This is a genomic window from Agromyces intestinalis, from assembly GCF_008365295.1.
GTDB lineage: Bacteria > Actinomycetota > Actinomycetes > Actinomycetales > Microbacteriaceae > Agromyces > Agromyces intestinalis.
The window spans coordinates 3,222,049-3,246,456 of sequence record NZ_CP043505.1 but is presented as its reverse complement, the minus strand read 5'-3'; the positions used below and the strand labels follow the sequence as shown (position 1 = coordinate 3,246,456).

Below are 24,408 nucleotides of genomic sequence, written 5' to 3'. Positions count from 1 at the left end.
GAGCGGGGCACTATGCCGCCGGCTCCACGACGCGCGCCAGCAGCTCGACGAGCAGCCGCTCGGTGACCGGCGCGGGCAGGGCCTCGACGAGCGCGAGCACGGGTGCCATGCGCTCGGGCAGCGCGCCGGCGCCTCCGAGCAGCCCGAACGACGCCAGCAGTCGCTCCGCCCCGGCCGAGTCGAGCGCACGGGGCAGCTCGCCCAGCCCTGCCAGCACGTCGCGCCCGTCGACGGGCGCGACCCCGCGCACCGCATCTGCGGCGGCGACGAGCGCCGGCACGAGCTCGCCGAGCACCCCCTCGGTCACCGGCGTCACGGTGAGGTGCGTCGTGCGCGGCAGCGCACTCCCGTCGGCCTGTACGAGCGCCGGCTGCAACTGCAGGTGCCAGCCCGCCGCACGCGCCGCATCGGCCCAGTGGTGCGGGTCGACCCGGCGGTCAGCGGGCACCGAGGCATCCGCTCGCACCGCCATCAGCGGGCCGACCGGGTCGCCGACCACCTGCAGCCCCTCGATGCCGTCGACCGCGGCCCGCAGCGCGGCCGTTGCGCGCAGCGCGCGGGCCGTGAGGTCGGCGAACCCCTCGCGCCCGAGCGCCTCGATGATCGCCCACGCGGCGGCGAGCGGCCCGGCGGGCTTCGAACCGGTGAGCGTCGGGTTCACGACCGGATACCCCGGCCACTCGGTCGTCGCGAAGTATTGGAACCGCTGCCGGTCGTGCCCGCGCGTGAGCAGCACCGATACCCCCTTCGGGGCGTAGCCGTACTTGTGCAGGTCGGCCGACAGGCTGGTCACGCCCGGCACCGCGAAGTCCCACGCGGGCAGGTCTGGCACGGAGGCATCGGGCATGGATGCTTCGGCGAACCCCAGCGCGAACCCTCCGATGCACGCGTCCACGTGCACGGGCACGCCGCGCGCGGCGGCGAGGGCGGCGACCTCGGCGATCGGGTCGAGCGTGGCGAACGGGTACGACGGTGCGCTGACGACGACGAGCGCGACATCCGGGCCGAGCCGACCGCCGATCGCCTCTGCCGAGGGCCGCCCGGTCGCCGGGTCGATCGGCACGGTGTCGTACGCGACATCCAGCAGGTGGCACGCCTTGCGGAACGCGGCGTGCGCGGTGACGGGCGCGACGAGGCGCGCCTGCCCCTGCCCGCCCGCCGCCCGCCACGCGTCGCGTGCGGTCTTCACCGCGAGCACGCAGCTCTCGGTGCCGCCCGACGTCACCGATCCGACCACCTCGTCGTCGCCGTGGAACACCTCGCGCGCGAACCCGACGACCCCGCGCTCCATCGCGGCGACCGACGTGAACGTGGTCGGGTCGAGCCCGTTGACCGGCTGCACGAGCCGTGCGGCGTCGGCGGCGAGCGCGTCGAGTACGGCGAGCCCCGAGTCGTACACGTACGACAGCACCCGCCCGCCGTGGGTGGGCGCGTCATGCGCGCGCAGGTCGGCGAGTTCGGCCAGGATCTCGGATGCCTCGCGGCGGAACCCGGTCATCGCACCGCTCCTTCCACCGCGGACACCGGTTCGATGTCGGCTCGTCTCAGCGGATACCGACGGATGCCGACGAGGCTCGCCGCGACGAGCGCCGCCGGGATGACGCTGAACGCGAGCACGATGCCGAGCACGGCGGCCGGGCCCTGCTCGACCGCCTGACCGGCGACCGATTCGACGTACCCCGTGAGCGCCAGCACGATCGACAGCACCGTCGCGCCGAGCGCCATGCCGGCGGTCTCGCCCGCCGTCCACACCCCGCTGAAGCTGCCGGCGCGCTCGTCGCCGTGCACGCGCGCGTCGTGCGAGATGACGTCGGGCAGCATCGCCATCGGCAGTGACTGCATGCCCGCGTAGGCGGCGCCGGCGAGCGCGACGGGCGCGTACACCCACGGCCCCGGCGCGAACGCGAGGCCCACGAGCGCGAGTGCGGCGACTGCGAAGATCGCGCTCGCCCACCCGAACCCGCGTTCCTTGCCGATGTGCCGTGCGATGACGCCCCAGATCGGCGCGCAGAGCACTGCCGGGGCGATGAGCGCCACGAAGAGGTACGTCACCGCGCCCCGGTCGTGCAGCACCCAGGTCGCGACGAACTGGGCTCCGGCGAGCATGAGACCCGTCGCGAGGCCCTGCAGCACGAACACGCTCAGCAGCACGCGGAACGCGCGGCTGCGTCGCAGTACCGCGATACCGTCGCGGTACGCGCCGCGGATGCCTCCTCCCGGGTCGGCCGCGACCTCGGGTGCCGGCGTCGCCGGCGAGGCATCCGGGGCCGGCGGGGCATCCAAGACATCCGAGACATCCGCTTCCTGTTTCGCCGCCGCCCGGCGCGGCGCGACCGTCGTGGCGACCAGCATGCCCAGCCCGATCGCGACGCCGGCGACGATGGCCATGACCAGGTACCCGACGTGCTCGTCATCGAACGCCTCACGCACCTCGGGGCCGCCCGCGCCGAACAGCAGGATGGCGATGGTGAGCACCACGACCCGCCAGGTGAGCAGCCGGGTGCGCGCGTCGTAGCCCGGCGTGAGCTCGGCAGGCAGCCCGATATACGGCACCTGGAACAGGCTGAACGACGTCGCGGTCGCGAGGAACGCGAGCGCGACCCAGACCCCGGATGCCACAGGCCCGATGCCCGGCGGCACCGCGAAGGTGAGCGCGAAGAAGACCGGCAGGGTCACCGCGCCGACGACCATCCGAGTGCGCCTCGTGCCGTGCCGGGCCAGCGCGCGGTCGCTGCGGTCGCCGATCCACGGATCGATCACGACGTCCCACACCTTCGCCGCGGTGACGACGGCGCCGGCCGCGAGCGCGGCCACGCCGAGTGTGTCCGTGAGGTAGTACACGAGGACGAGTCCGGGCAGCGTCGCGAACCCGCCGGTGCCGATCGATCCGATCGCGTAGCGGGCGACGACGCCGCGCGGCAGGGGACGCTGCGCTGCGGTCATGGGCGGCAAGTGTAGCCGCCTGTCGGCCGATCTCGGGCGACGAAGTGGGACACCTGACCTAGACTGTGCGAATGCGTGCCACGACGGCCTCCCCCGCCCTGTTCGCGAGCCTCGCCGACGACGTCGTCGCCTCGGGCTCCGAGACCATCGCCGTGTCGGTTCCGGCCACCGGCGAACCCCACCACGACCTGCCGCGCTCGAGCGCCGACGATGTTCGCGACGCGGTGTCGCGCGCCCGCCTCGCGCAGCTGGCGTGGGCCAGGGCGGGGTTCGCGCACCGCCGCCGCGTGCTGCTGCGCGCCCACGACCTCATCCTCGAGCGCGGCGACCTGCTGCTCGACCTCGCCCAGATCGAGAGCGGTAAGACGCGCGGCCAGGCGCTCGAAGAGCTCTACCAGGCTGCGTCGGTCACGCGGTTCAATGCGCTCGAGGCACCGCGGGTACTGAAGGGTCGCCACGTGCGCGCTGGTGTGCCGGTCGCCACGGCCACGCGCGTGCGGTACCGGCCGAAGGGCGTCGCCGGCGTGATCACCCCGTGGAACTACGCCCTGAGCCTCGCCGCGATGGACGTCGTGCCCGCCCTCGCCGCCGGTTGCGGCGTCGTGCAGAAGGCCGACGACCACGGCGCGGTGACAATCCTCGCGCTGCGTCGCGCATTCATCGAAGCGGGCGTGCCCGAGGCGCTGTGGGCGGTCGTGACCGGCTCACCCGACGAGGTCGGCGAGGCGCTTACCGACGAGGTCGACTACATCTGCTTCACCGGCTCGACCGCGACCGGGCGCAAGATCGCCGAGAAGGCCGGCCGCCGACTCGTCGGCTGCTCGCTCGAGCTGGGCGGCAAGAACGCGATGCTCGTGCTCGACGACGTCGACCCCGAGCAGGCGGCCGCGGATGCGGCGTACGCGTGCTTCTCGGCGATGGGCCAGCTGTGCGTGTCGATCGAGCGCATCTACGTCGACCGCCGCGTCGCCGAGCCGTTCACCCGCGCACTCGTCGAGCGGCTCTCGTCGGCGAAGATCGGCACCGGGCTCGAGTTCGACGCCGACTACGGCTCGCTCGCGAGCGCCGCCCAGCTCGAACGCATCACCGGGCACCTCGACGAAGCCGTCGCGAAGGGCGCGACGGTGCTGGTGGGCGGCAAGCCTCGGCCCGACGCGGGCGCCTGGTGCTTCGAGCCGACCGTGCTCACCGATGTCACCCCTGACATGCTCGCCTACGCCGACGAGACGTTCGGCGCCGTCGCCTCGCTCTACGTCGTCGATGGCGACGCCGAGGCGATCGTCGCGGCGAACCACAGCGAGTACGGCCTGAACGCCTCGGTGCTCACCCGCTCGCCGAAGCGGGCGCAGCGCATCGCCGACGCGCTCGCGGCCGGCAGTGTGAACATCAACGAGGGCTACCGCGGGTCGTTCGGCTCGGTCGCCGCGCCCATGGGCGGCGTGAAGGCGTCGGGACTCGGCCGCCGCAACGGCCGCGAGGGCCTGCTGCGGTTCGTCGACCCCGTGACCGTGTCGCGCGCGACCGGCCTGCTGCAGCTGCCCCGCACGGGTGCGGAGTTCCGGGTGCTGTCGGGGCCGTTCATCCTGCTCGCCCGGGTACTGCGCGCGCTGCGCATCAGCTGAGCGCCCCACCCGCTGGTCGAGTAGCGCGAAGCGCGTATCGAGACCCGGTGACCGAAGGCAGCTCACGAGGTCTCGATACGGTCGCTGCGCTCCCTACTCGACCGGCGAGGGCCGCACCACCCGCTGGTCGAGTAGCGCGAAGCGCGTATCGAGACCCGGTGACCGAGGCCACCTCATGAGGTCTCGATGCGGTCGCTGCGTCCCCTACGTCGCCTCGGCGTCGAACGGGGCGGGCTCGCTCGCGGCGAGCTGCTTGCGCTTGCGCTGCAGGTAGGCGGAGTTCTCGTTCACCGCGGCGCGCGCCACCACGGGCTTCGCGGCGGGCTCGGCGAACGGGTCGGCGTCGCTCAACGCCTCGCGGATGATGCGACGCGGGTCGTACTGACGCGGGTCGAGCTGCTTCCAGTCGACGTCGTCGAACTCGGGGCCCATCTCTTCGCGCATGCGGTCTTTGGCGCCGTTCGCGAAGTCGCGCACCGTACGAACCAGCTGGCCGAGCTTGGCGGCGTAGTGAGGCAGCCGTTCGGGCCCGAGCAGGAAGACGGCGATCACCCCGATGATCAGGAGCTTCTCGAACGTCAGGCCGAACATCCCTCAAGGATAGTCGGCGGCGAGGCGCACCCGCGCCCGCCCCGGCCCCCGGTATTCTCGAGGGTTGAGTCACTCACCGGGAGCCGCCACGTGTCCGAACACGACCTGAACTGGAAGTACGTCGACGAGTCGGTCGCCGACGGCGACGCCGTCGGGCGCGCCAGGCAGCAGTCGCTCGAGCTCGGCATCGACGCGGTCTCGCCGGCCACGGCTGCACAGCTCGCGGTGCTGGCCGCCGCGAGCAGGGCCGAGTCGATCATCGAGGTCGGCACCGGTGTCGGCGTCTCGGGCCTGTCGATGCTGCTCGCCGCACGCGGGTCGCTGCTCACCTCGATCGACTCCGAGACCGAGTACCAGCAGCACGCCCGCACCCACTTCGCCGATGCGGGAATCCCGCCGGCACGCATCCGCCTCATCACGGGGCGCGCGAGCGAGGTGCTGCCCCGCATGAACGAGTCGTCGTATGACATCGTCTTCATCGACGCCGACCCGGCGTCGGTGATCGAGTACGTCGAGCATGGGCTGCGCCTCGCGAAACCGGGCGGCATGGTGCTCGTGGCGCGCGCTCTGTGGAAGGGCCGCGTGGCCGATCCGGCCAGGCGCGACGACACGACCGTGGCGTTCCGCACGCTCATCACCGAGCTCGCGGCCTCGCCGGCCGTGGTCACGGCCATCTCCCCCGCCGGAGACGGCCTGTTGCAGATCGTGAAGCTGGGCGCCTGAGCCGACTCCCTGAGAGGAACCGGCTCAGACGCCCAGGCGCTGGGATCAGGCGGGATTCACGACGCCGCCGAGGACGTCGTAGAGCTCCTTGGCCTCAGCATCGTTCACCGAGACGACGAGGCGGCCGCCTCCTTCGAGCGGAACCCGCACGATGATGAGTCGACCCTCCTTCACAGCCTCCATCGGCCCGTCTCCGGTGCGTGGCTTCATGGCCGCCATTGAGCTTCCCCTTTCGTGGCTGAGACTCCATTATCCCCCGCCGCGGCGACCGCCGGGAAATCGTTGTCTGACCTGTGGACGACGGATCGGCGTCGCGGCATCAGGGCGGGGTCCAATCGCGCCCCTGGATCGACCAGGCGATCACCAGCCAGCCGTACTGCAGGGCGAGCAGCACCACGACCAGCGACCATCGATACCAGCGCGCCCGCGGTACGGCGAGGGCGCCCGCGAGCGGGAACATCGGCGCGAGGATGCGGAACGTGCTCGACTGGGGGAAGAACACCGCGAGCAGGTACAGCGCGTAGCTCACGAGCCACAGCCGCAGGTCGACGCCGAGCCGGCGCACGGCCGGCAGCAGCAGCACCATCGCGAAAGCCACGATGAGTCCGACGACGGCGATCGTGCCCCACGGCTGCCCGAGCCACCAGTCGCCGCTCGCGAACCATCCGGCGAAGGGCACGAGCTCGACCGGCCCGAGATAGGCCGAGCGCCACGCCAGCTCGGTGTCGGTGTACGCGTGCAGGTCGCCGGTGACGACCCACGCGGCGACGAGCCATCCGACCCCTGCCGCCGCCGTGAACACGGCGGCCGCGGCCGCGAGCCATCGCTCGCCGACCGGGAACGGGTCGTCGGCGCGGCGCACCCAGCGCACGATCCAGTGCAGCCCGAGGGTGAGCGCGAACGCGAGCGCACCGGGCCGCGTGAACGACCAGACGAGCACGATCGGGAACAGCCACGCGTACTGCCGCTTCACGAGCAGCAGCAGCACGGTGGCCAGCAGCAGGAACCCCAGGGCCTCGGCGTAGCCGAGCTGCATGATGGGCGCGACCGGCGCGACGCAGAAGATCACGACCGCGAACATGGCCCGGTCGGGTTCGAGGAACCGGATCATCAGCCGATGGAACACGAGCGCCGCACCGAGCCCGGCGGCGAACGAGACCAGCACCGCCGCGGCATCCCAGCCCAGCCCGAGCGACGCGACCGCGCGCACGACGAGCGGGTACACGGGCATGAACGCCCACGCGTTCTCGGCCACCTGCCCGGTGTCGGTGCGGGGCAGTTCGCTCGGGTACCCCCAGCCGGCGATGAGCTCGTACCAGCGCGAGTCCCACAGGTTCGAGTACTCGAGCAGGCCGGGGTGTGCACCGGTCCACGCGTTCGGCCCCTGCAGGTCGGCGAGGATGAGCAGGAACACGGTCGTCACCGCGCGCGCGGCGAGGTACACCAGGATGACTCGCGCCCACCACGGCAGCAGCCGCCACCGCACCCGCGGCGACCACCGGGTCACGCGGAGCGGATCGGGCTCGTGCACCGTCGTCGGGGCCGCGTCGCTCATGGCGGTCGGGTCAGGCCGCGCCGGTGAGCCAGGCGCGCAGCGCTCGCTCGCCGTCGACGATCTGGTGCACGGCGACGCGCTCATCGTCGGCGTGCGCCTTCAACGGGTCGCCCGGGCCGAAGTTCACGGCCGGCACGCCGAGCGCGCTGAAGCGCGCGACATCCGTCCAGCCGTACTTGGGCTTCGGTTCGGCGCCGACGGCGCGCACGAACTCCTGCGCCAGCGGGTCGTCGAGGCCGGGCCGGGCGCCGTCGGCGCTGTCGACGACCGTCACCTCGTAGCCGCCGAAGAAGTCGGTGACGAACTCGGCGGCGTCGGCGACCGACTTCGAGGGCGCGAACCGGTAGTTGACCTCGAGCACCGCCTCGTCGGGGATGACGTTGCCGGCGATGCCGCCGCGCACGATCACCGCGTTCAGGCCCTCGCGGTAGGCGAGGCCGTCGACCTCGACCGTTTCGGCCTCGTACGCGGCGAGCTTCGCGAGCGCGGGCGAGAGCTTGTGGATGGCGTTCTCGCCCACCCAGCTGCGCGCCGAGTGCGCCCGCAGGCCGGTCGCGCGCACCTCGGCGCGCAGGGTGCCGTTGCAGCCGCCCTCGACCTGCCCGTTCGAGGGTTCGCCGAGGATGGCGAAGTCGCCCTCGAACAGTTCGGGTCGGTTCGCGACGAGTCGGCCGAGCCCGTTCAGCGCCGCTGAGACCTCTTCGTGGTCGTACCACATCCAGGTCAGGTCGACGATGGGCTCGTCGAGCTCAAGCGCGAGCTTCAGCTGCACCGCGACGCCGGCCTTCATGTCGACCGTGCCGCGGCCCCACAGATACTCGGTGCCGTCGGGGTCGGTCTCGAAGCGGGTCGGCACATTGCCGTTGATCGGCACCGTGTCGATATGGCCCGCGATCACGACTCGGCGGGCGCGCCCCAGATTCGTGCGCGCCACGATCGCGTCGCCGTCGCGCACGACCTCGAGATGGGATGCCCGGGCGAGCGCCTGCTCGATCAGGTCGGCCAGCACCCGCTCGTCGCCCGACTCGCTCGGGATGTCGCAGATCGCCCGCGTGATCGCGACCGGGTCGGCGGTGAGGTCGAGGGGCGCAGGGGTTTCGGCGGGCACGCGACGAGTCTATTCGGAGGCGTCTGACCAACACGTGCAGCAGGCCTCAACGCCTCTCACATCTCAGGCAGGCCGGTTCACTCCTCGATCGGCTACCTCGTCCCATCGAGAAGGATTACTCCCGTGACATCAACCCCCAGCGGCAACCGTCGCTGGGAGAACTCGCCCTCCGCTAACCCGGGGCGCTTCAGAATTCGTTCGCGCCGGTTCGTGCTCGCGCTTCAGCACCGGGTCTGTCCGACGAAACTACAACCCAGGCGAGCAAACACGATCACCCCCGAACAGGGGACATCGCCCCCCAACGCTTTCGGAGTCGCTGTCGCGCGGGCGTCACACGCCCCGCCCGCCTCGCTAGCCTTGATGTATGCCCGAGAACGACGTCACCACCCCTGCCCGCCTCGCCTCCGGACTCGGGGTCGCGACCGTCGCGCTGGCCGACGGCGCCGTGCTCGACACGTGGTTCCCGGCTCCCGCACTCGGCGCTCTCGCCGACGCCTCGGTCGAGGCATCCGAAGTGGTGTTCGGCGCGTCGGGCACCGACGGCGTGGAGCAGACCGACGAGCGCCGCGGGGTGCGCACCGAGGTCGTCTCGGTCGAGATCGACCTCGACGCGGCACCGGCCGGCACGTCCGATGCGTACCTGCGGCTGCACGTGCTCTCGCACCTGCTCGCGGCACCGAACACGGTGAACCTCGACGGCATCTTCGCTCACCTGCCGAACGTGCTGTGGACGAACGCCGGCCCGATGCGGCCCGACGACTTCGCGGCGCGGCGCATCGCGCTCCAGCGCGCGGGAATCCAGCCGCAGGGCCTCGACAAGTTCCCGCGACTGACCGACTACGTCACGCCCGATCGGGTGCGCATCGCCGACACCGCGCGGGTGCGCCTCGGCGCGCACCTGGCGCCCGGCACCACCGTCATGCACGAGGGCTTCGTCAACTTCAACGCCGGCACGCTCGGCGCCTCGATGGTCGAGGGGCGCATCTCGCAGGGCGTCGTCGTCGGCGACGGCTCCGACATCGGCGGCGGAGCATCCATCATGGGCACCCTGTCGGGCGGCGGCACCGAACGCGTCGTGATCGGCGAGCGGGCGCTGCTCGGCGCGAACTCGGGCATCGGCATCTCGATCGGCGACGACTCGGTCGTCGAGGCCGGCCTCTACGTTACGGCGGGCACGAAGGTGTCGGTGCTCGATCCGGGTGGCGCCACGCGCACCGTGAAGGCCGTCGAGCTCTCGGGGGTGGCGAACCTGCTGTTCCGACGCAACTCGCTGACCGGGCGGGTCGAGGTGCTCTCGCGCGAGGGCGGCTCGGTGGTGCTCAACGCCGCCCTGCACGCCTGATCGGCACGCACTGCGCTCGAACCGCTCCGCCTCGGGTACCCTGAGAGCCCCGAGGGACGCACCCCCGCCTCCCTCCCCGTTTCACGAAGGAGTGGCGTGGGCACCGACGCGCCTCGCACGCACCGACGACGTCTCGTTCCGTTCCTCGTGGGCCTGCTGGTGGCCGTGCTCGTGCTGGTAGTGGTCGCCGGCGGTCTCGGCTGGTGGACGGTCTCGCGCTCGTTCCCGACGACGAGCGGGCGCATCGACGCGGCCGGGCTCCAGATGCCCGTCACCGTGGTGCGTGACGACGCCGGCATCCCGCACCTCACGGCCGACACCGACCACGACCTGTTCTTCGCGCAGGGCTACGTGCACGCGCAAGACCGGTTCTGGGAGATGGACTTCCGTCGGCACGTCACCTCGGGCCGGCTCGCCGAGCTGTTCGGCGAGTCGCAGGTCGGCACCGATGCGTTCATCCGCACCCTGAACTGGCGCGGCGTCGCGCAGGTCGAGTACGAGCAGCTCGACGAGCCGACCCGGGCCATCTACGACGCATACGCCGAGGGCGTGAACGCCTTCCTCGCCGGGCACTCGGGCGCCGAGCTCTCGCTCGAGTACGCGGTGCTCGGCCTGCAGAACCCGGGCTACTCCCCCGAGCCGTGGAGCCCCGTCGACTCGATCGCCTGGCTGAAGGCGATGGCGTGGGATCTGCGCTCGAACCTCGAGGACGAGATCGACCGCGCCCTGCTGTCGACGGTGCTGCCGCCCGAGGAGGTGCAGCGGCTGCACCCCGGCTACTCGTGGGGAACGATGCCGACGATCGTCGGCGGGATTCCGGCCGCGGCGCCCGCCTCGGTCGGCGCGGTCGAGCCGGTCACGCAGGGCGCGCAGGTCGCGGATGCGTCGGATGTCACGGCCGTTTCGGATGTCGCAGACGACCCGGGTGCCTCCGGCTACGCCGACGCGCTCTCGGCGCTGCAGACCACGCTCGCCGGCCTGCCCGAGCTGCTGGGGCCAGCCGGCCACGGCATCGGCTCGAACTCGTGGGTCGTCTCGGGGTCGCTCACCGACACCGGCGAGCCGCTGCTGGCGAACGACCCGCACCTCGGGCCGACGATGCCCTCGATCTGGGCGCAGATGGGCCTGTCGTGCTCCACGGTCGGCGACGCGTGCGGGTACCGGGTGTCGGGGTACACGTTCTCGGGCCTGCCGGGCGTGGTCATCGGCCACAACGAGCAGGTGGCGTGGGGCTTCACGAACCTCGGCCCCGACGTGGCCGACCTCTACATCGAGCGCATCGCCGACGACACGTACGAGCTCGACGGCCGGCAGGTGCCCTTCGAGACCCGCGAAGAGACCATCGACGTCGCGGGCGGCGACCCGGTGACGATCACCGTGCGCTCGACCGAGCGCGGGCCGATCGTCACCGACCTCACCGAGAACTTCACGCGCGTCGCCGACGGCTACCCCGAGGCATCCGGCCTGCCCGAGGGCGACTACGGGCTCTCGCTGCAGTGGACCGCCCTCACGCCCGGCACCACGCCGTCGGCGATCTTCGCGCTCAACCGGGCGAAGAGCTGGACGCAGTTCCAGGACGCGGCTGCGCTGTTCGACGTGCCGAGCCAGAACCTCGTCTACGCCGATGTCGAAGGCAACATCGGCTACCAGGCGCCCGGCAACGTGCCGATCCGCGCGTCGGGCGACGGCACGCTGCCGCTGCCCGGCTGGACGAGCGGAAACGGCTGGGTGGGGCGCGTGCCGTTCGCCCAGCTGCCGAGCGTGCTGAACCCCGAGCGCGGCTACCTCGTGACCGCGAACAACGCGGTGAGTGCCGACGATCCGTTCCTCACCGCCGACTGGGATCTCGGCTACCGCGCCCGCGGCATCGAGCAGCGCCTGCGCGAGCACATCGACGCGGGCGAGCCGATCACCGCCGAGATGATGGCCGACATCCAGCTCGACACCGGCGACGCGAACGCGGCGACGTTCCTCGAGGTGATCCCGACGCTCGAGCTCGACGGCGATGCCGCGAGCGGCGCGGAACTGCTCGCCTCGTGGGACGCGCACGCCGACGCCGACAGCCCTGGCGCCGCGTACTTCGCCGTGTTCTGGAAGACGCTGCTCGAGCGCATGTTCCACGACCTGCCCGACGGCACGCGTCCGGTCGGCGGCGATCGCTGGTTCGGCGTGGTCGACACGCTGCTCGACGAACCCGACTCACCCTGGTGGACCGACCCCGACACCGGCGCCACCGGCCGCGACGCCGTCATCGCCGCGTCGCTCGCCGCCGCCTGGCAGGAGGCGGGCGACCGGCTCGGCAGCGACCCCGAGCGCTGGCGCTGGGGCCGCCTGCACACGCTGACGCTGCGCAACCAGAGCTTCGGCGAGTCGGGCATCGGCCCCATCGAGTGGCTGTTCAACCGCGGGCCGTACGAGCTCGGCGGGGGTTCGGCGATTCCGAACGCGATCGCGTGGGACGCGTCGGTCGGCTACGAGGTCAACTGGGTGCCGTCGATGCGGATGATCGTGGATGTCTCGGACTGGGACGCGTCACGGTGGATCAACCTCACCGGGGCGTCGGGGCACGCGTTCTCGACGCACTACGACGACCAGACGAAGCTGTGGCAGGCCGGGCAGACGCGCCCCTGGCCGTTCACGGCCGACGCCGTCACCGACGCCCGCGCCGACACCCTCGTGCTACTGCCGGCCGGCTGAGGCGCCGCCCGCCGAAACGCGAACAGGCCCCGATCCATGCGGATGGGGCCTGTTTCGTGCGGCGGCTCAGCGCGGGTAGTGCCGCTCGGGCTCGCCCGTGTACAGCTGCTGGGGGCGACCGATCTTGGTCTGCGGGTCGAGGTTCATCTCGCGCCAGTGCGCGATCCAGCCGGGAAGCCGGCCGATCGCGAAGAGCACGGTGAACATACGGGTCGGGAAGCCCATGGCCTTGTAGATGACGCCGGTGTAGAAGTCGACGTTCGGGTAGAGCCGGCGCTCTTTGAAGTACTCGTCCTCGAGGGCGAACTGCTCGAGCTCCTTCGCGATGTCGAGCAGCGGGTCGTTCACGCCGAGTGCCTCGAGCACCGCGTCGGCCGACTGCTTGACGATCTTCGCGCGCGGGTCGTAGTTCTTGTACACCCGGTGACCGAAGCCCATGAGCTTTACGCCGTCTTCCTTGCGCTTCACGCGCTCGACGAACCGGCCGACGCCCTCGCCCGAGTCGCGAATCTTCGCGAGCATCTGCAGCACGGCCTCGTTGGCCCCGCCGTGCAGCGGGCCCGAGAGCGCCTGGATGCCCGCCGAGATCGACGAGTACAGGTTGGCGCCGGTCGAGCCGACGAGCCGCACGGTCGACGTCGATGCGTTCTGCTCGTGGTCTTCGTGCAGGATCAGGAGCCGGTCGAGCGCCTTCGCGAGCGTCGGATCGACGACGTACGGCTCGGCCATGTTGCCGAAGTTGAGGCGGAGGAAGTTCGACACGAAGTCGAGCGAGTTGTCGGGGTACAGGAACGCCTGCCCGATGCTCTTCTTGTGCGCGTACGCCGCGATGACCGGGAGCTTCGCGAGCAGCCGCACCGTGGTGAGCTCGACGTGGTCGGGGTCGTGCGGGTCGGACGAGTCCTCGTAGTAGGTCGAGAGGGCCGCGACCGCGCTCGAGAGCACCGCCATCGGGTGCGCGGTGTGCGGCAGCGCCGAGAAGAAGCGCTTCAGGTCTTCGTGCAGCAGCGTGTGCCGACGGATCTTCTCGTCGAACTCGCCGAGCTGGTCGGCGGTGGGCAGCTCGCCGTAGATGAGCAGCCACGCGACCTCGAGGAACGTCGAGTGCTCGGCGAGCTCTTCGATCGGGTAGCCGCGATAGCGCAGAATACCCTGACCGCCGTCGATGTACGTGATCGCCGAGCGCGTCGACGCGGTGTTGACGAAGCCGTAATCGAGACCGGTGAACCCGGTCTGGCGGGTGAGCGTCGACAGGTCGAGGCTCGAGGCGCCGTCGACGGCGGGCAGGATCGGGAACTCGGCCGACCCGCCGGGGTACGACAGGTTCGCGGTCGCAGCACCCTGCGATTGGTCTCGTGGGTTCACGACGTCGCTCACGGCGCCTCCTGTGATCGTCACTGCGCGGTACCTCTCCGGCCAGGCGCGATCGCGCCGAAGTCCGAATACAGCCTAGACGGGTCGACGGCCTACTGTGGCATCCGTCAACGGATCCCACCGTCGGTTGGCGATCACCCCAGTGATGCCGCCCTGAGCCGCCGGGCGGCCGCCGCGATGCGCTCGTCGGAGGCGGTGAGCGAGAGCCGCACGTGCTCGGGGAAGTGCACGCCGTAGAAGTGGCCCGGGCCCGCCACGATGCCGAGATCGGCGAGCCGGCCGATCGACTCCCACGCGTCGCGCCCCTCGGTGACCCACAGATACAGGCCCGCTTCGCTGCGGTCGATGCGGAACCCCGACGCCTCGAGCGCCGGCTTCAGCAGGTCGCGCCGGGCGCGGTACCGCGCCTTCTGCGCGGCGACGTGCGCGTCGTCGCCGAGGGCCACGACCATCGCGTGCTGCAGCGGTGCCGGCAGCATGAGTCCGGCGTGCTTGCGCACGTTGGTGAGCCTCGCGATGAGCGCCGGGTCGCCGGCGACGAAGGCGGCGCGGTACCCCGCCATGTTCGACTGCTTCGAGAGCGAGTAGATCGCGAGCGTGCCGCCGTGGTCGCCGTCGGTGACCCGCGGATCGAGCAGGCTCGGCACCGGGGCATCCGACCACTCGCCCTCCCAGCCGAGCTCGGCGTAGCACTCGTCGCCCACGATCACGGCGCCGAGTTCGCGCACGCGAGCGCGGGCGGCCCGCAGCTCGTCGACGCCGAGCACCCGCCCGTCGGGGTTGCCCGGGCTGTTCAGCCAGACCAGGCGCGTCGCGGCCGGCCACTCGGCCGGATCGTCGGAGGCGAACGCGGTCGCGCCGCTCAGCACCGCGCCCATCTCGTAGGTGGGGTACGCGGCGCGCGGATGCACGACGACGTCGCCCTCACCAACGCCGAGCATGAACGGCAGCAGCGCGACGAGCTCTTTGGAGCCGATGGTGGGCAGTACGGATGCCGCGTCGAGTCCCGTGACGCCACGCCGACGCCGGAACCAGTCGACGATCGCCTCGCGCAGGGCGGGCGTGCCGATCGTGGTGGGGTAGGCGTGCGCGTCGGTGGCCTCGGCGAGCGCGGCGCGCACGATGTCGGGCGTCGGGTCGACGGGCGAGCCGATCGAGAGGTCGACGACGCCGTCGGGATGCGCCTCGGCGCGGGCGCGGAAGGGACCCATGAGATCCCACGGGTAGTCGGGAAGCGCTCCGAGCGCCACCGTCAGTGCCCCTGCGGGGGCAGGGCGGCGACAAGGGGGTGGTCGAACGCCAGCACGCCGACCTTCGCGGCACCGCCCGGCGAACCGATCTCGTCGAAGAACTCGACATTCGCCTTGTAGTAGTCGGCCCACTCCTCGGGCAGGTCGTCTTCGTAGTAGATCGCCTCGACGGGGCACACGGGCTCGCAGGCGCCGCAGTCGACGCACTCGTCGGGGTGGATGTACAACGAACGTTCGCCCTCGTAGATGCAGTCGACCGGACACTCGTCGACGCAGGCACGGTCTTTGACATCGACGCAGGGGAGGGCGATGACGTAGGTCACAGTGGGCGCGTTCCCTTCAGGTGGCTGGAGTGTCAGTCTACGCGTCGGCCGACCGGGGCGGTCGCGCTGCGACGCGCCGGCAGGCTCGGCCAGGCGACGACCAGCACACCGACCACGGCAGGCGTCACCGCCCAGATCGTCCCGCGGATGTCGCCCGCCACGAGAATCGACCCCCCGACGCCCGGCAGCGTGAGCACCGCGACGATCGCGACGATGCCGGCCGCGGCCGCGGCCGACGAGAGCCGGTCCATCACGAGGCGGATACCCACCAGCAGGGCGGCGACGCCGAGGATCGCGAGGGTGAGCCCCCATGGGATCGTCACGTCGCCGATGCGAAGCTCGTGACGGTGGCCGATCGTCGCGATCGCGCCGTAGACGAGCCCGATGGCCGCGCCGACGACGATCGTGACGACGCGATTGCCGATCTCGCTCATTCGGTGCGCGCCACGGTGTAGGCGACGCCGTCGGTGTCGCCGCCGACCCAGACCGTCCAGGTACCGTTCGTGCGGATCGCCATGCCCTGCAGGTCGACGCCCTCGAGGTTCGGATCGGTCGTGAAGCCGGCCGCTTCGAGCTTCGCCACCGCGTCGGCGACCGGGTCGGCGGCCGGCGACTTGATCGTGATGAGCCACCCCTCGCCCTCTTGGTTGGGCGCGCCGGCGGCGAAGACGACCTCGCCCTCGATGAGCGGGATCTCGGACTCGGGGAACCCGGAGGGCAGCTCGCCGATCGAGACGTCGCCCCCGGTCGCGCCCTCCACGGCGCCCTCGACCGCGTCTTCGACGCCCTGCTGCACCATCCGCTCGAACGGGTTGAAGCAGCCGGTGAGCCCGATGGCGATCACGGTGGACACACCGGCCGCGGCGAGCGCGCGATGGATGCGCACGGTGGACATGACGAGCCTCCTCGGCGGGTCGACGGGCTGAGCCGGAGTCTACCGGTCGGGGTCGTGAGCGGCCATGCCGTACCGTGGAACGCAGGCGTCACAGCGGCGGCCGCCGCCACCGCGGAGAGGATCGATGCAGATGCCCGAGCAGCCCGAGTCCCCGTCCTCCGACGCGAACCAGCCCGACGCGGTCCGGATCGAGCGCGACGGCGCGATCGCCACGATCGTCATCGATCGAGAGGCATCCCTGAACGCCCTCTCCCCCGAGGTGCTGGACGCGCTCGCCGCCGCGGTCGCCGAGCTCGCCGAGGCCGGTCCGTCGCTGCGCGGCGTGCTGCTGGTCGGAGCCGGCGGACGAGCGTTCGTCGCGGGCGCCGACATCCGCGCGATGCGCGAGCTCACGCCCGACGAGGGCGCAGCGGTCGCCGCGAAGGGGCACGCGGTCGCGGCCGCCCTCGAGGCACTGCCCGTTCCGGTCATCGCGTGCGTCGACGGCTTCGCGCTCGGCGGCGGGCTCGAGCTCGCGCTCGCCTGCGACCTCATCTACGCGACGGATGCCTCGAGCTTCGGCCAGCCCGAGGTCGCCTTGGGCCTCATCCCGGGGTTCGGCGGCACCGTGCGACTGCCGCGCGCGGTCGGCGCCGCACGCGCGAAGGAGCTCATCTACACCGGCCGGCGCATCGGCATCGACGAGGCGGTCGACGCGGGCCTGGTCGTGCGGCGGTTCGCCGACCGCGAGGCTTTGCTCGCGGGTGCACGCGAGACGGTCGAGCTCGCCGCGAAGCAGGCGTGGACGGCGGTGGGCATCGCCAAGCGTGTGCTGGTCGCCGCGGCGGGCACGCCGACCGCGACGGCCGTCGAGCTCGAGATCGCGGGATTCCGCGACGCGTTCTCGACCGCCGATCACGACGAGGGCATCGCGGCGTTCCTCGAAAAGCGCGCGCCCGAGTTCCCGGGGCACTAGGCCTCCGGGGCTGGGCCTCCGGGGCTGGGCCTCCGGGGCTGGGCCTCCGGGGCACCGAGCGCGGCGTCAGACGCCCCTGCTCAGCCGAGTCGCGACTTCAACCAGGCCATGCCGTCGAAGCGCACGCCGTCGGCGCCGAACATCTCGAGGTGCAGGTGGGGGCCGGTCGACTGGCCGGTCGTGCCGACGAGACCCAGCTGCTGGCCGGCGCTGACCTGCTGGCCGACCGACACCGCGATCGAGCCGAACTGCATGTGCGCGTACGAGCTCGTGATGATCTGGCCGTCGATGTTGTGCTGCACCTCGACGTTGACCCCGAGCCCGCCGCCGTTCTCGGTCGCGAGCACGACCACGCCGTCGGCGAGCGACATCACCGGCGTGCCGCTGCCCGGCGTGAAGTCGATGCCGTCGTGGTAGGTCGAGCAGCCCCCACAGGGTGCCTCGCGCGGGCCGAAGCCCGAACTCGTGCGGCTCGGGTCGACGACCGGCCACACGATCGCGGCCGTCTTCACGAGCGAGATCGTGCCGAGCCCGGCGACCTGCGAGGTGATGGGCGGCGGGGCGAGCTCGACGACGTACGACTCGTCGGGAACCGTGTCGATCGATGCGTGCGAATCGACCGTCTGCGGCGCAGCGACGATCGTGTCCTCCACCACGGGCTCGTACACGCTCGCCACCGGCTGGTCCTCAGGGGCGGTCGCGGTGAGTGCGAGCGCCGGGATGCTGGTCGCTGCGAACAGGCCGGCGGCGAACGTGAGGCCGAGTGAGGCGAGCAGGGGCCGGGTGCCGCCCGAGCGGCGGGCGCCGGCGGCGAGTCGGGTGAAGCGGGCGTGCGGGGGCGTGGCGGCCGCGCGGCGGCCGTGAGGGGGCAGAGTCATACGTGAGGAGTTCGGGTTTCGTATCGGGGGCGTTCAGTCACGAGTACACGGCTGAGAAAACTTCAGCTACCGTACGGGTCGTTTCTGAGAGGTCCCTGCCCGGAACATCCGTGAATCGTCAAAGCGCTGGTCGCGCTCTCATCACCACCACCGCGGAGAACACGGATGCCCCGGGGCACGCGGCCCCGAGGCATCCGTTCGTTCGACGAAGCCGAGCTCAGCCCTGCTTCTTCAGGCGTGACGCGGCCCGTGCGCGCTCGGTCTGGTCGAGGACGACCTTGCGGATGCGCACCTTCTCGGGCGTCACCTCGACGCACTCGTCCTCGCGAGCGAACTCGAGGCACTCCTCGAGCGTGAGCTGGCGCGACGGCGTCATCGACTCGAAGGTGTCGGCCGTCGACGAACGCATGTTCGTGAGCTTCTTCTCTTTCGTGATGTTCACGTCCATGTCGTCGTTGCGCGAGTTCTCGCCGATGACCATGCCCTCGTAGACCTCTTCGGTGGGGTTCACGAAGAAGGTCATCCGCTCTTGCAGCGCGATGATCGCGAACGGCGTCACGACTCCCGCGCGGTCGGCGACGATCGAGCCGTTGTTGCGCGTGATGATCTGGCCGGCCCACTCGTCGTAGCCGTGCGAGATCGCGTTTGCGATACCTGTGCCTCGCGTGGTCGTGAGGAACTCGGTACGGAAGCCGATGAGGCCGCGGCTCGGAACGATGAACTCCATGCGCACCCAGCCCGTGCCGTGGTTCGACATGTTGTCCATGCGACCCTTGCGCGAGGCGAGCAGCTGCGTGATCGCGCCGAGGTACTCCTCGGGTGCGTCGATCGTGAGGTGCTCGTACGGCTCGTGGGTCTTGCCGTTCACCTGCTTGGTGACGACCTGGGGCTTGCCGACCGTGAGCTCGTAGCCCTCGCGACGCATCTGCTCGACGAGGATCGCGAGCGCCAGCTCGCCGCGGCCCTGCACCTCCCACGCGTCGGGGCGGCCGATGTCGAGCACCTTCAGCGACACGTTGCCGATGAGCTCGCGGTCGAGGCGATCCTTGACCATGCGCGCCGTGAGCTTGTGGCCCTTCACCTTGCCGACGATGGGCGAGGTGTTCGTGCCGATCGTCATCGAGATCGCGGGGTCGTCGACGTGGATCGCGGGAAGCGGCCGCACGTCGTCGGGGTCGGCGAGGGTCTCGCCGATCGTGATGTCCTCGAAGCCCGCGACGGCGATGATGTCGCCCGGGCCGGCCTCCTCGGCCGGGAAGCGCTCGAGCGCCTTCGTCTTCAGCAGTTCGGTCACCCGCACGTTCGAGTGCGTGCCGTCATGCCGCACCCACGCGACCGTCTGGCCCTTGCGGATCGTCCCGTTGAAGACGCGCAACAGCGCGAGACGGCCCAGGAACGGCGACGCGTCGAGGTTCGTGACCCACGCCTGCAGCGGCGCCTCGTCGTCGTAGCTCGGCGCCGGGATGTGCTCGAGGATCGCGCCGAACAGCGGCTCGAGGTCGTCGTTGTCGGGCAGCTCGCCGTTCGCCGGGCGGTTCCGCGACGCACGGCCGGCCTTGCCGGACGCGTAGACGACGGGCACGTCGAGCAGCGCATCGACGTCGAGGTCGGGCACGTCGTCGACGAGGTCGCTCGCAAGACCCAGCAGCAGGTCGTGGCTCTCCTCCTCGACCTCCTCGATGCGCGCGTCGGGCCGGTCGGTCTTGTTCACCAGCAGGATGACGGGCAGACGAGCCTCGAGCGCCTTGCGCAGCACGAAGCGGGTCTGCGGCAGCGGGCCCTCGCTCGCGTCGACCAGCAGCACCACGCCGTCGACCATCGAGAGACCGCGCTCGACTTCGCCGCCGAAGTCGGCGTGACCGGGGGTGTCGATGACGTTGATCGTCACCGAGCCGCCGTTCGCGTGCGCACCGCGGTACTCGACCGCGGTGTTCTTCGCGAGGATCGTGATGCCCTTCTCGCGCTCGAGCTCGTTCGAGTCCATCGCGCGCTCGTCGACGTGCGCGTGCTCGGCGAACGAGTGGGTCTGCTTGAGCATCGCGTCGACGAGCGTGGTCTTGCCGTGGTCGACGTGGGCGACGATCGCGACGTTGCGCAGATCGGAGCGGGTGGCCTTCGCCATGTGTGGAGTCCTCGCGGTGGGGCATCCGCCGCCTGCTGCGCACGGTCGCGCGCCGGCAGCACGGATGCGCTGATGGAAGTCTGGGGAGCACCGTCGGCCGCAAACGCGGCGGGCGCGACATCCAGCCTACCGCGCGCAACCCGAGTGGACGCCGAACGCCCGGCCGCACGAGGCGGACGGGCGTTCGGGCCGGTGGGATCGAGCGGACCGGTGCGATCGATCGGGCGACCGGATGTCTCGGCTACGCGCCGAGCATCAGGTTCGCGCCCGGGATCGCGGCGAGCAGGTCGCGCGTGTACTGCTCCTTCGGGTCGTCGAAGACCTCGTCGGTCGTCGCCGCCTCGACGATGCGACCGCGCTGCATGACGCACACGTTGTCGGCGATCACCCGAACGACCGCGAGGTCGTGCGTGATGAACAGGTAGGTCAACCCCAGTTCGGCCTGCAGGTCGGCGAGCAGACGCAGGATCTGCGCCTGCACGAGCACGTCGAGCGCCGAGACCGCCTCGTCGAGGACGATGATCTCGGGCTTCAGCGCGAGGGCGCGCGCGATCGCGATGCGCTGACGCTGGCCGCCCGACAGCTCGTTCGGGTAGCGCCCGATCAGCGACTGGGGCAGCGACACCTGGTCGAGCAGCTCGCGCACCCGCGCACGTCGCTCGGCACGTGTGCCGACCTTGTGCGTGAAGAGCGGCTCGGCGATGGTGTTGCCGATGTTGCGCAACGGGTTCAGCGAACCGTACGGGTCCTGGAAGACCGGCTGCATGCGGCTGCGCAGGGCGAAGAGCTCGCCGCCGGTCGTCGAGGCCAGGTCCTTGCCGCCGACGAGGATGCGACCCTTCGTCGAGTCCTCGAGCTTCAGGATCATCTTCGCGACCGTCGACTTGCCCGAGCCCGACTCGCCCACGAGCGCCGTGGTGGTGCCCTTGGCGATCTGGAACGACACGTCGTCGACCGCGGTGAAGTCGCCCGAACCACGGATCTTGAACACCTTGGTCAGGTTCTCGACCACGATCGCCGGCGGCTGCTCGGCCGCGGCCTCGAGCGCCTCGGCACGCGCCTCGGCGGTCGCGATGAGGTCGATCTCTTCGCCCGCAACGGCAGAGGCATCCGCCTCGATCGCCTGCTCGGCCGCCTGAATGCTGCCCGACGCCTGGATGCGACGCGAGGCGAGGCTCGGCGCCGCGGCGACCAGCCGCTGCGTGTACGGGTGCTGCGGGTTCTGCAGGATCTGCACCGACGGACCCGACTCGACGATCTTGCCCTTGTACATCACGACGAGCTGCTCGGCGCGCTCGGCCGCGAGGCCGAGGTCGTGTGTGATGAACAGCAGGGTGGTGCCGAGTTCGCGGGTCAACGACTCGAGGTGGTCGAGGATGACCCGCTGCACCGTGACGTCGAGCGCCGAGGTCGGCTCGTCGGCGATGAGCAGCTGCGGCTCGGCGGCCAGGCCCATGCCGATGAGCACGCGCTGGCGCATACCGCCCGAGAACTGGTGCGGGAACTGCTTCAGGCGCCGGTCGGCGTCCTGCAGGCCGGCCTGCTTCAGCACCTCGATCGCGCGGGCCTTCACGGCCTTCTTGCCGCTGGCGATGCCGTTGGCCTGAATCGCCTCCTCGACCTGGAAGCCGATCGACCACACCGGGTTGAGGTTCGACATCGGGTCCTGGGGCACGAACCCGATCTTGCGACCGCGGATCTGCTCCATCTCGCGCTTGGAGACCTTCGTCAAGTCCTGCCCGTCGAGCAGGATCTGCCCGCCGGTGACCCGACCGCTGCCGGGCAGCAGGTTGATGATCGCGTGGGCCGTCGTCGACTTGCCGGAACCCGACTCGCCCACGATCGCCAGGCTCTGCCCGCGGTAGAGGGTGAAGCTCACGCCGTCGACGGCGGTCACCATGCCCTCCTGGGTCTTGAACCCGACCTCGAGGTCCTTGATCTGCAGGAGCGGCTGCTCCTCGCCGTTCTGCACGTTCGCTCCGTTCAGGGTGGCGCTCATCGACGGGCCCTCGCCTTCGGGTCGAGCGCGTCGCGGGCGACCTCGCCGAGCATGATGAAGCTCAGCACGGTGACCGACAGGGCGATCGACGGCAGGATCAGCGTCTGCGGCGCGGTGCGCAGGCTCGTCTGCGCGGCCGAGATGTCATTGCCCCACGACATGGTCGACGGCGGCAGGCCGACACCGAGGAACGACAGCGTCGCCTCGGCGACGATCGCCGACGCCAGGCCGATCGTGGTGATGACGATGACCGGTGCGATCGAGTTGGGCAGCACGTGGCGGATGAGGATGCGCAGGCGCGAGACGCCGAGCGCGGTGGCCGCCATCACGAAGTCGGCGTTCTTCACCCTGAGGATCTCGGCTCTCAGCACACGGGCTGTCGCCGGCCACGCGAAGATGCCGATCGCGAGCGAGATCACCCACACGTTCGCGTACTGCGAGAACACCGACATGATGACCACGGCGGCGAGGATGTAGGGGATCGAGAAGAAGATGTCGCCGAGGCGCGAGAGCACCGAGTCGACCCAGCCGCCGTAGAAGCCGGCCAGGGCGCCGAAGAAGACGCCGAGCACCGCGATCAGGAAGGTGACGATGAGGCCGACCGACAGCGACGTCGACGTGCCGTGGATGATGCGCGAGTAGATGTCGCATCCCTGGCGGGTGAAGCCGAGCGGGTGGCCGGGGGCGGGGCCCGCATTGGAGTTCGCCAGCTGGCAGTCGTTGTTCGGCGGCGTCTGCGTGAAGAGATTCGGGAACAGGGCGACGATCACGACCAGGAGGATGATGACCGCCGAGATCCAGAACATGGGGCGACGGCGGATGTCCATCCAGGCATCGCGCCAGAGGTTGGACGGCTTGCCCTCGGCCTTGACCGCGTCGATCGCCGCGACGGGCGTCTCTTCGACCGGAGCGACGAAGTGCTGCTGGTCGGGTCGGGTGATGTCACTTCGCATAGCGGATCCTCGGGTCGAGCACGGCGTACAGCAGATCCACCAGCAGGTTCACCACGAGGTAGATCAGCACCATGACGGTCACGAAGGAGACGACGGTCGGCCCCTCACCTCGGATGATCGCCTGGTAGAGGGTGTTGCCCACCCCGGGCACGTTGAAGATGCCCTCGGTGACGGTCGCGCCGACCATCAGCACGCCGAAGTCGACGGCGAGATAGGTCACGACGGGGATGAGCGAGTTGCGCAGGATGTGCACCGGCACGATGCGGCCGCGCGAGAGGCCCTTCGACGCGGCGGTGCGCACGAAGTCCTGGCCGTCGGTGTCGATGACCGACGCACGCGTGAGGCGAACGATCTGCGCGAAGCTGATGGTCGCCAGCACGATCGCCGGGAGTATCAGGTCTTGGATCGGCGCACCGGCGCCGACGGTGGCTCTGAACCATTGGAGTTGGATGCCGAACAGCCACTGACATACGAAGGCGATGACGAAGATCGGCAGCGAGATGAGGATCAGGCTGACCACGAGGGCGCTGGCGTCGAAGATGCCGCCCTTGCGCAGGCCCGAGATGAGGCCGACCGCGATGCCGAAGACCATTTCGAAGAACACCGCGATCACCGCGAGCTGGAGCGTCACCGGGAACGTGCGGACCAGGATCTCGGAGACCGGCTCACCTGAGAACGAGGTGCCGAAGTCGCCGCGGAAGATGCCGCCCAGGAAGAGGAAGTACTGGACGATGAACGGCTGGTCGAGGTGGTACTTCTCTCGCAGGGCTTCGATGACCTGCGGCGGCGGCGTCTTGTCGCCGAAGAGGGCGACGATCGGATCGCCCGGCATGGCGAACACCATGAAGTAGATGAGGAAGGTGGTGCCGAGCAGCACAGGGATCGCCTGCAGGAGTCGGCGCACGATGTAGCCGGTCATGGATCAGACCCGCCGTTCCGTGGAAGATGGCATGTCGAAGGAACCTCACGTAAGTGGGAATGCTCCCCACGATGCTACGCCGGATCACGCGTGCGCCGCGGGGAAACGTGGGTGTGGGGCGGCAGCCGGATGGCCGCCGCCCCACGGGCGTCTCAGAGT

At 70.7% G+C, this 24,408-nt stretch carries 21 protein-coding genes; 5 read left to right on the top strand and 16 right to left on the bottom strand.

Translation table 11 applies throughout. The features are described from left to right. Positions 1-10: 10 nt before the first annotated feature. Positions 11-1,498 carry a pyridoxal phosphate-dependent decarboxylase family protein gene (locus FLP10_RS14765; protein ID WP_149161568.1) on the bottom strand — a complete coding sequence of 496 codons (1,488 nt, stop codon included), beginning with the start codon at positions 1,496-1,498 and terminating at the stop codon, positions 11-13. Further along, positions 1,495-2,943, bottom strand: coding sequence for an MFS transporter (locus FLP10_RS14760; RefSeq protein ID WP_149161567.1), 1,449 nt, complete (start codon positions 2,941-2,943; stop codon positions 1,495-1,497). The genes FLP10_RS14765 and FLP10_RS14760 overlap by 4 nt, the downstream gene beginning before the upstream one ends. Positions 2,944-3,014: 71 nt before the next feature. Between FLP10_RS14760 and FLP10_RS14755 the strand changes: the two genes are divergently transcribed. After that, positions 3,015-4,565 carry a succinic semialdehyde dehydrogenase gene (locus tag FLP10_RS14755; protein WP_149161566.1) on the top strand — a complete coding sequence of 517 codons (1,551 nt, stop codon included), beginning with the start codon at positions 3,015-3,017 and terminating at the stop codon, positions 4,563-4,565. 204 nt (positions 4,566-4,769) lie between these two features. Here FLP10_RS14755 and FLP10_RS14750 read toward each other — a convergent pair whose 3' ends face one another. Beyond that, on the bottom strand, positions 4,770-5,156 hold the full coding sequence (locus tag FLP10_RS14750; protein ID WP_149161565.1) for a twin-arginine translocase TatA/TatE family subunit: 387 nt from the start codon (positions 5,154-5,156) through the stop codon (positions 4,770-4,772). Positions 5,157-5,246: 90 nt separating this feature from the next. Between FLP10_RS14750 and FLP10_RS14745 the strand changes: the two genes are divergently transcribed. After that, entirely contained in the window at positions 5,247-5,879 is a 633-nt protein-coding gene (locus FLP10_RS14745; RefSeq protein WP_149161564.1) for an O-methyltransferase, read from the top strand. 45 nt (positions 5,880-5,924) lie between these two features. Here the strand turns inward: FLP10_RS14745 and FLP10_RS14740 are convergent, their stop codons facing one another. The 3 genes from FLP10_RS14740 to dapE all read right to left on the bottom strand — a co-directional run bounded on the left by FLP10_RS14740 (position 5,925) and on the right by dapE (position 8,542). Beyond that, on the bottom strand, positions 5,925-6,098 hold the full coding sequence (locus FLP10_RS14740; protein ID WP_067875042.1) for a DUF3117 domain-containing protein: 174 nt from the start codon (positions 6,096-6,098) through the stop codon (positions 5,925-5,927). 100 nt (positions 6,099-6,198) lie between these two features. Beyond that, positions 6,199-7,434 carry a hypothetical protein gene (locus FLP10_RS14735; RefSeq protein WP_210418413.1) on the bottom strand — a complete coding sequence of 412 codons (1,236 nt, stop codon included), beginning with the start codon at positions 7,432-7,434 and terminating at the stop codon, positions 6,199-6,201. A gap of 10 nt (positions 7,435-7,444) precedes the next feature. Then, positions 7,445-8,542 (bottom strand): succinyl-diaminopimelate desuccinylase, encoded by a 1,098-nt coding sequence (gene dapE, locus FLP10_RS14730; protein WP_149161562.1) that lies wholly within the window; start codon positions 8,540-8,542, stop codon positions 7,445-7,447. 364 nt (positions 8,543-8,906) lie between these two features. Between dapE and dapD the strand changes: the two genes are divergently transcribed. Together dapD and FLP10_RS14720 are read left to right on the top strand one after the other, a co-directional pair. Next, positions 8,907-9,884 carry a 2,3,4,5-tetrahydropyridine-2,6-dicarboxylate N-succinyltransferase gene (gene dapD / locus FLP10_RS14725; protein WP_149161561.1) on the top strand — a complete coding sequence of 326 codons (978 nt, stop codon included), beginning with the start codon at positions 8,907-8,909 and terminating at the stop codon, positions 9,882-9,884. A gap of 96 nt (positions 9,885-9,980) precedes the next feature. Then, positions 9,981-12,581 carry a penicillin acylase family protein gene (locus tag FLP10_RS14720; RefSeq protein WP_149161560.1) on the top strand — a complete coding sequence of 867 codons (2,601 nt, stop codon included), beginning with the start codon at positions 9,981-9,983 and terminating at the stop codon, positions 12,579-12,581. Between the two features lie 66 nt (positions 12,582-12,647). On the opposite strand, the gene FLP10_RS14715 is transcribed toward FLP10_RS14720, so the two are convergent. From FLP10_RS14715 to FLP10_RS14695, 5 genes are all read right to left on the bottom strand, one after another. After that, positions 12,648-13,946, bottom strand: coding sequence for a citrate synthase (locus FLP10_RS14715; protein WP_149162277.1), 1,299 nt, complete (start codon positions 13,944-13,946; stop codon positions 12,648-12,650). 143 nt (positions 13,947-14,089) lie between these two features. Next, entirely contained in the window at positions 14,090-15,205 is a 1,116-nt protein-coding gene (gene dapC / locus FLP10_RS14710) for a succinyldiaminopimelate transaminase (RefSeq protein ID WP_149161559.1), read from the bottom strand. A 2-nt stretch (positions 15,206-15,207) separates the two neighbouring features. Beyond that, positions 15,208-15,528 (bottom strand): ferredoxin, encoded by a 321-nt coding sequence (gene fdxA / locus FLP10_RS14705; protein ID WP_149161558.1) that lies wholly within the window; start codon positions 15,526-15,528, stop codon positions 15,208-15,210. A gap of 32 nt (positions 15,529-15,560) precedes the next feature. Next, positions 15,561-15,962, bottom strand: coding sequence for a hypothetical protein (locus tag FLP10_RS14700; RefSeq protein ID WP_149161557.1), 402 nt, complete (start codon positions 15,960-15,962; stop codon positions 15,561-15,563). Then, positions 15,959-16,423, bottom strand: a complete 465-nt coding sequence (locus tag FLP10_RS14695; protein ID WP_149161556.1) for a hypothetical protein — start codon at positions 16,421-16,423, stop codon at positions 15,959-15,961. Before FLP10_RS14695 ends, FLP10_RS14700 begins: the two co-directional genes overlap by 4 nt. Positions 16,424-16,553: 130 nt before the next feature. On the opposite strand from FLP10_RS14695, the gene FLP10_RS14690 reads away from it, so the two are divergent. Beyond that, the gene (locus tag FLP10_RS14690) at positions 16,554-17,378 is read left to right on the top strand and encodes an enoyl-CoA hydratase/isomerase family protein (RefSeq protein ID WP_149161555.1); all 825 of its coding nucleotides are present in this window, start codon (positions 16,554-16,556) and stop codon (positions 17,376-17,378) included. A gap of 80 nt (positions 17,379-17,458) precedes the next feature. Here the strand turns inward: FLP10_RS14690 and FLP10_RS14685 are convergent, their stop codons facing one another. The 5 genes from FLP10_RS14685 to FLP10_RS14665 form a co-directional block, all read right to left on the bottom strand. Further along, positions 17,459-18,256 (bottom strand): M23 family metallopeptidase, encoded by a 798-nt coding sequence (locus FLP10_RS14685; RefSeq protein WP_149161554.1) that lies wholly within the window; start codon positions 18,254-18,256, stop codon positions 17,459-17,461. A gap of 217 nt (positions 18,257-18,473) precedes the next feature. Beyond that, positions 18,474-20,378, bottom strand: a complete 1,905-nt coding sequence (typA, locus tag FLP10_RS14680; protein WP_149161553.1) for a translational GTPase TypA — start codon at positions 20,376-20,378, stop codon at positions 18,474-18,476. Positions 20,379-20,619: 241 nt separating this feature from the next. Beyond that, complete coding sequence (locus tag FLP10_RS14675) at positions 20,620-22,377, bottom strand: dipeptide ABC transporter ATP-binding protein (protein ID WP_149161552.1); 1,758 nt, start codon at positions 22,375-22,377, stop codon at positions 20,620-20,622. Then, a complete protein-coding gene (locus tag FLP10_RS14670; RefSeq protein ID WP_149161551.1) occupies positions 22,374-23,330 on the bottom strand; it encodes an ABC transporter permease in 957 nt (318 codons plus the stop codon). Before FLP10_RS14670 ends, FLP10_RS14675 begins: the two co-directional genes overlap by 4 nt. Beyond that, positions 23,320-24,249 (bottom strand): ABC transporter permease, encoded by a 930-nt coding sequence (locus tag FLP10_RS14665; protein WP_149161550.1) that lies wholly within the window; start codon positions 24,247-24,249, stop codon positions 23,320-23,322. Before FLP10_RS14665 ends, FLP10_RS14670 begins: the two co-directional genes overlap by 11 nt. Positions 24,250-24,408 lie beyond the last annotated feature (159 nt).

Coding starts and splice junctions, on each gene's coding strand:
- FLP10_RS14765 (WP_149161568.1), bottom strand. CDS start 1,498: ATGACCGGGTTCCGCCGCGAGGCATCCGAGATCCTGGCCGAACTCGCC.
- FLP10_RS14760 (WP_149161567.1), bottom strand. CDS start 2,943: ATGACCGCAGCGCAGCGTCCCCTGCCGCGCGGCGTCGTCGCCCGCTAC.
- FLP10_RS14755 (WP_149161566.1), top strand. CDS start 3,015: ATGCGTGCCACGACGGCCTCCCCCGCCCTGTTCGCGAGCCTCGCCGAC.
- FLP10_RS14750 (WP_149161565.1), bottom strand. CDS start 5,156: ATGTTCGGCCTGACGTTCGAGAAGCTCCTGATCATCGGGGTGATCGCC.
- FLP10_RS14740 (WP_067875042.1), bottom strand. CDS start 6,098: ATGGCGGCCATGAAGCCACGCACCGGAGACGGGCCGATGGAGGCTGTG.
- FLP10_RS14735 (WP_210418413.1), bottom strand. CDS start 7,434: ATGAGCGACGCGGCCCCGACGACGGTGCACGAGCCCGATCCGCTCCGC.
- dapD (WP_149161561.1), top strand. CDS start 8,907: ATGCCCGAGAACGACGTCACCACCCCTGCCCGCCTCGCCTCCGGACTC.
- FLP10_RS14700 (WP_149161557.1), bottom strand. CDS start 15,962: ATGAGCGAGATCGGCAATCGCGTCGTCACGATCGTCGTCGGCGCGGCC.
- FLP10_RS14695 (WP_149161556.1), bottom strand. CDS start 16,423: ATGTCCACCGTGCGCATCCATCGCGCGCTCGCCGCGGCCGGTGTGTCC.
- FLP10_RS14690 (WP_149161555.1), top strand. CDS start 16,554: ATGCCCGAGCAGCCCGAGTCCCCGTCCTCCGACGCGAACCAGCCCGAC.
- FLP10_RS14685 (WP_149161554.1), bottom strand. CDS start 18,256: ATGACTCTGCCCCCTCACGGCCGCCGCGCGGCCGCCACGCCCCCGCAC.
- typA (WP_149161553.1), bottom strand. CDS start 20,378: ATGGCGAAGGCCACCCGCTCCGATCTGCGCAACGTCGCGATCGTCGCC.
- FLP10_RS14675 (WP_149161552.1), bottom strand. CDS start 22,377: ATGAGCGCCACCCTGAACGGAGCGAACGTGCAGAACGGCGAGGAGCAG.
- FLP10_RS14670 (WP_149161551.1), bottom strand. CDS start 23,330: ATGCGAAGTGACATCACCCGACCCGACCAGCAGCACTTCGTCGCTCCG.
- FLP10_RS14665 (WP_149161550.1), bottom strand. CDS start 24,249: ATGACCGGCTACATCGTGCGCCGACTCCTGCAGGCGATCCCTGTGCTG.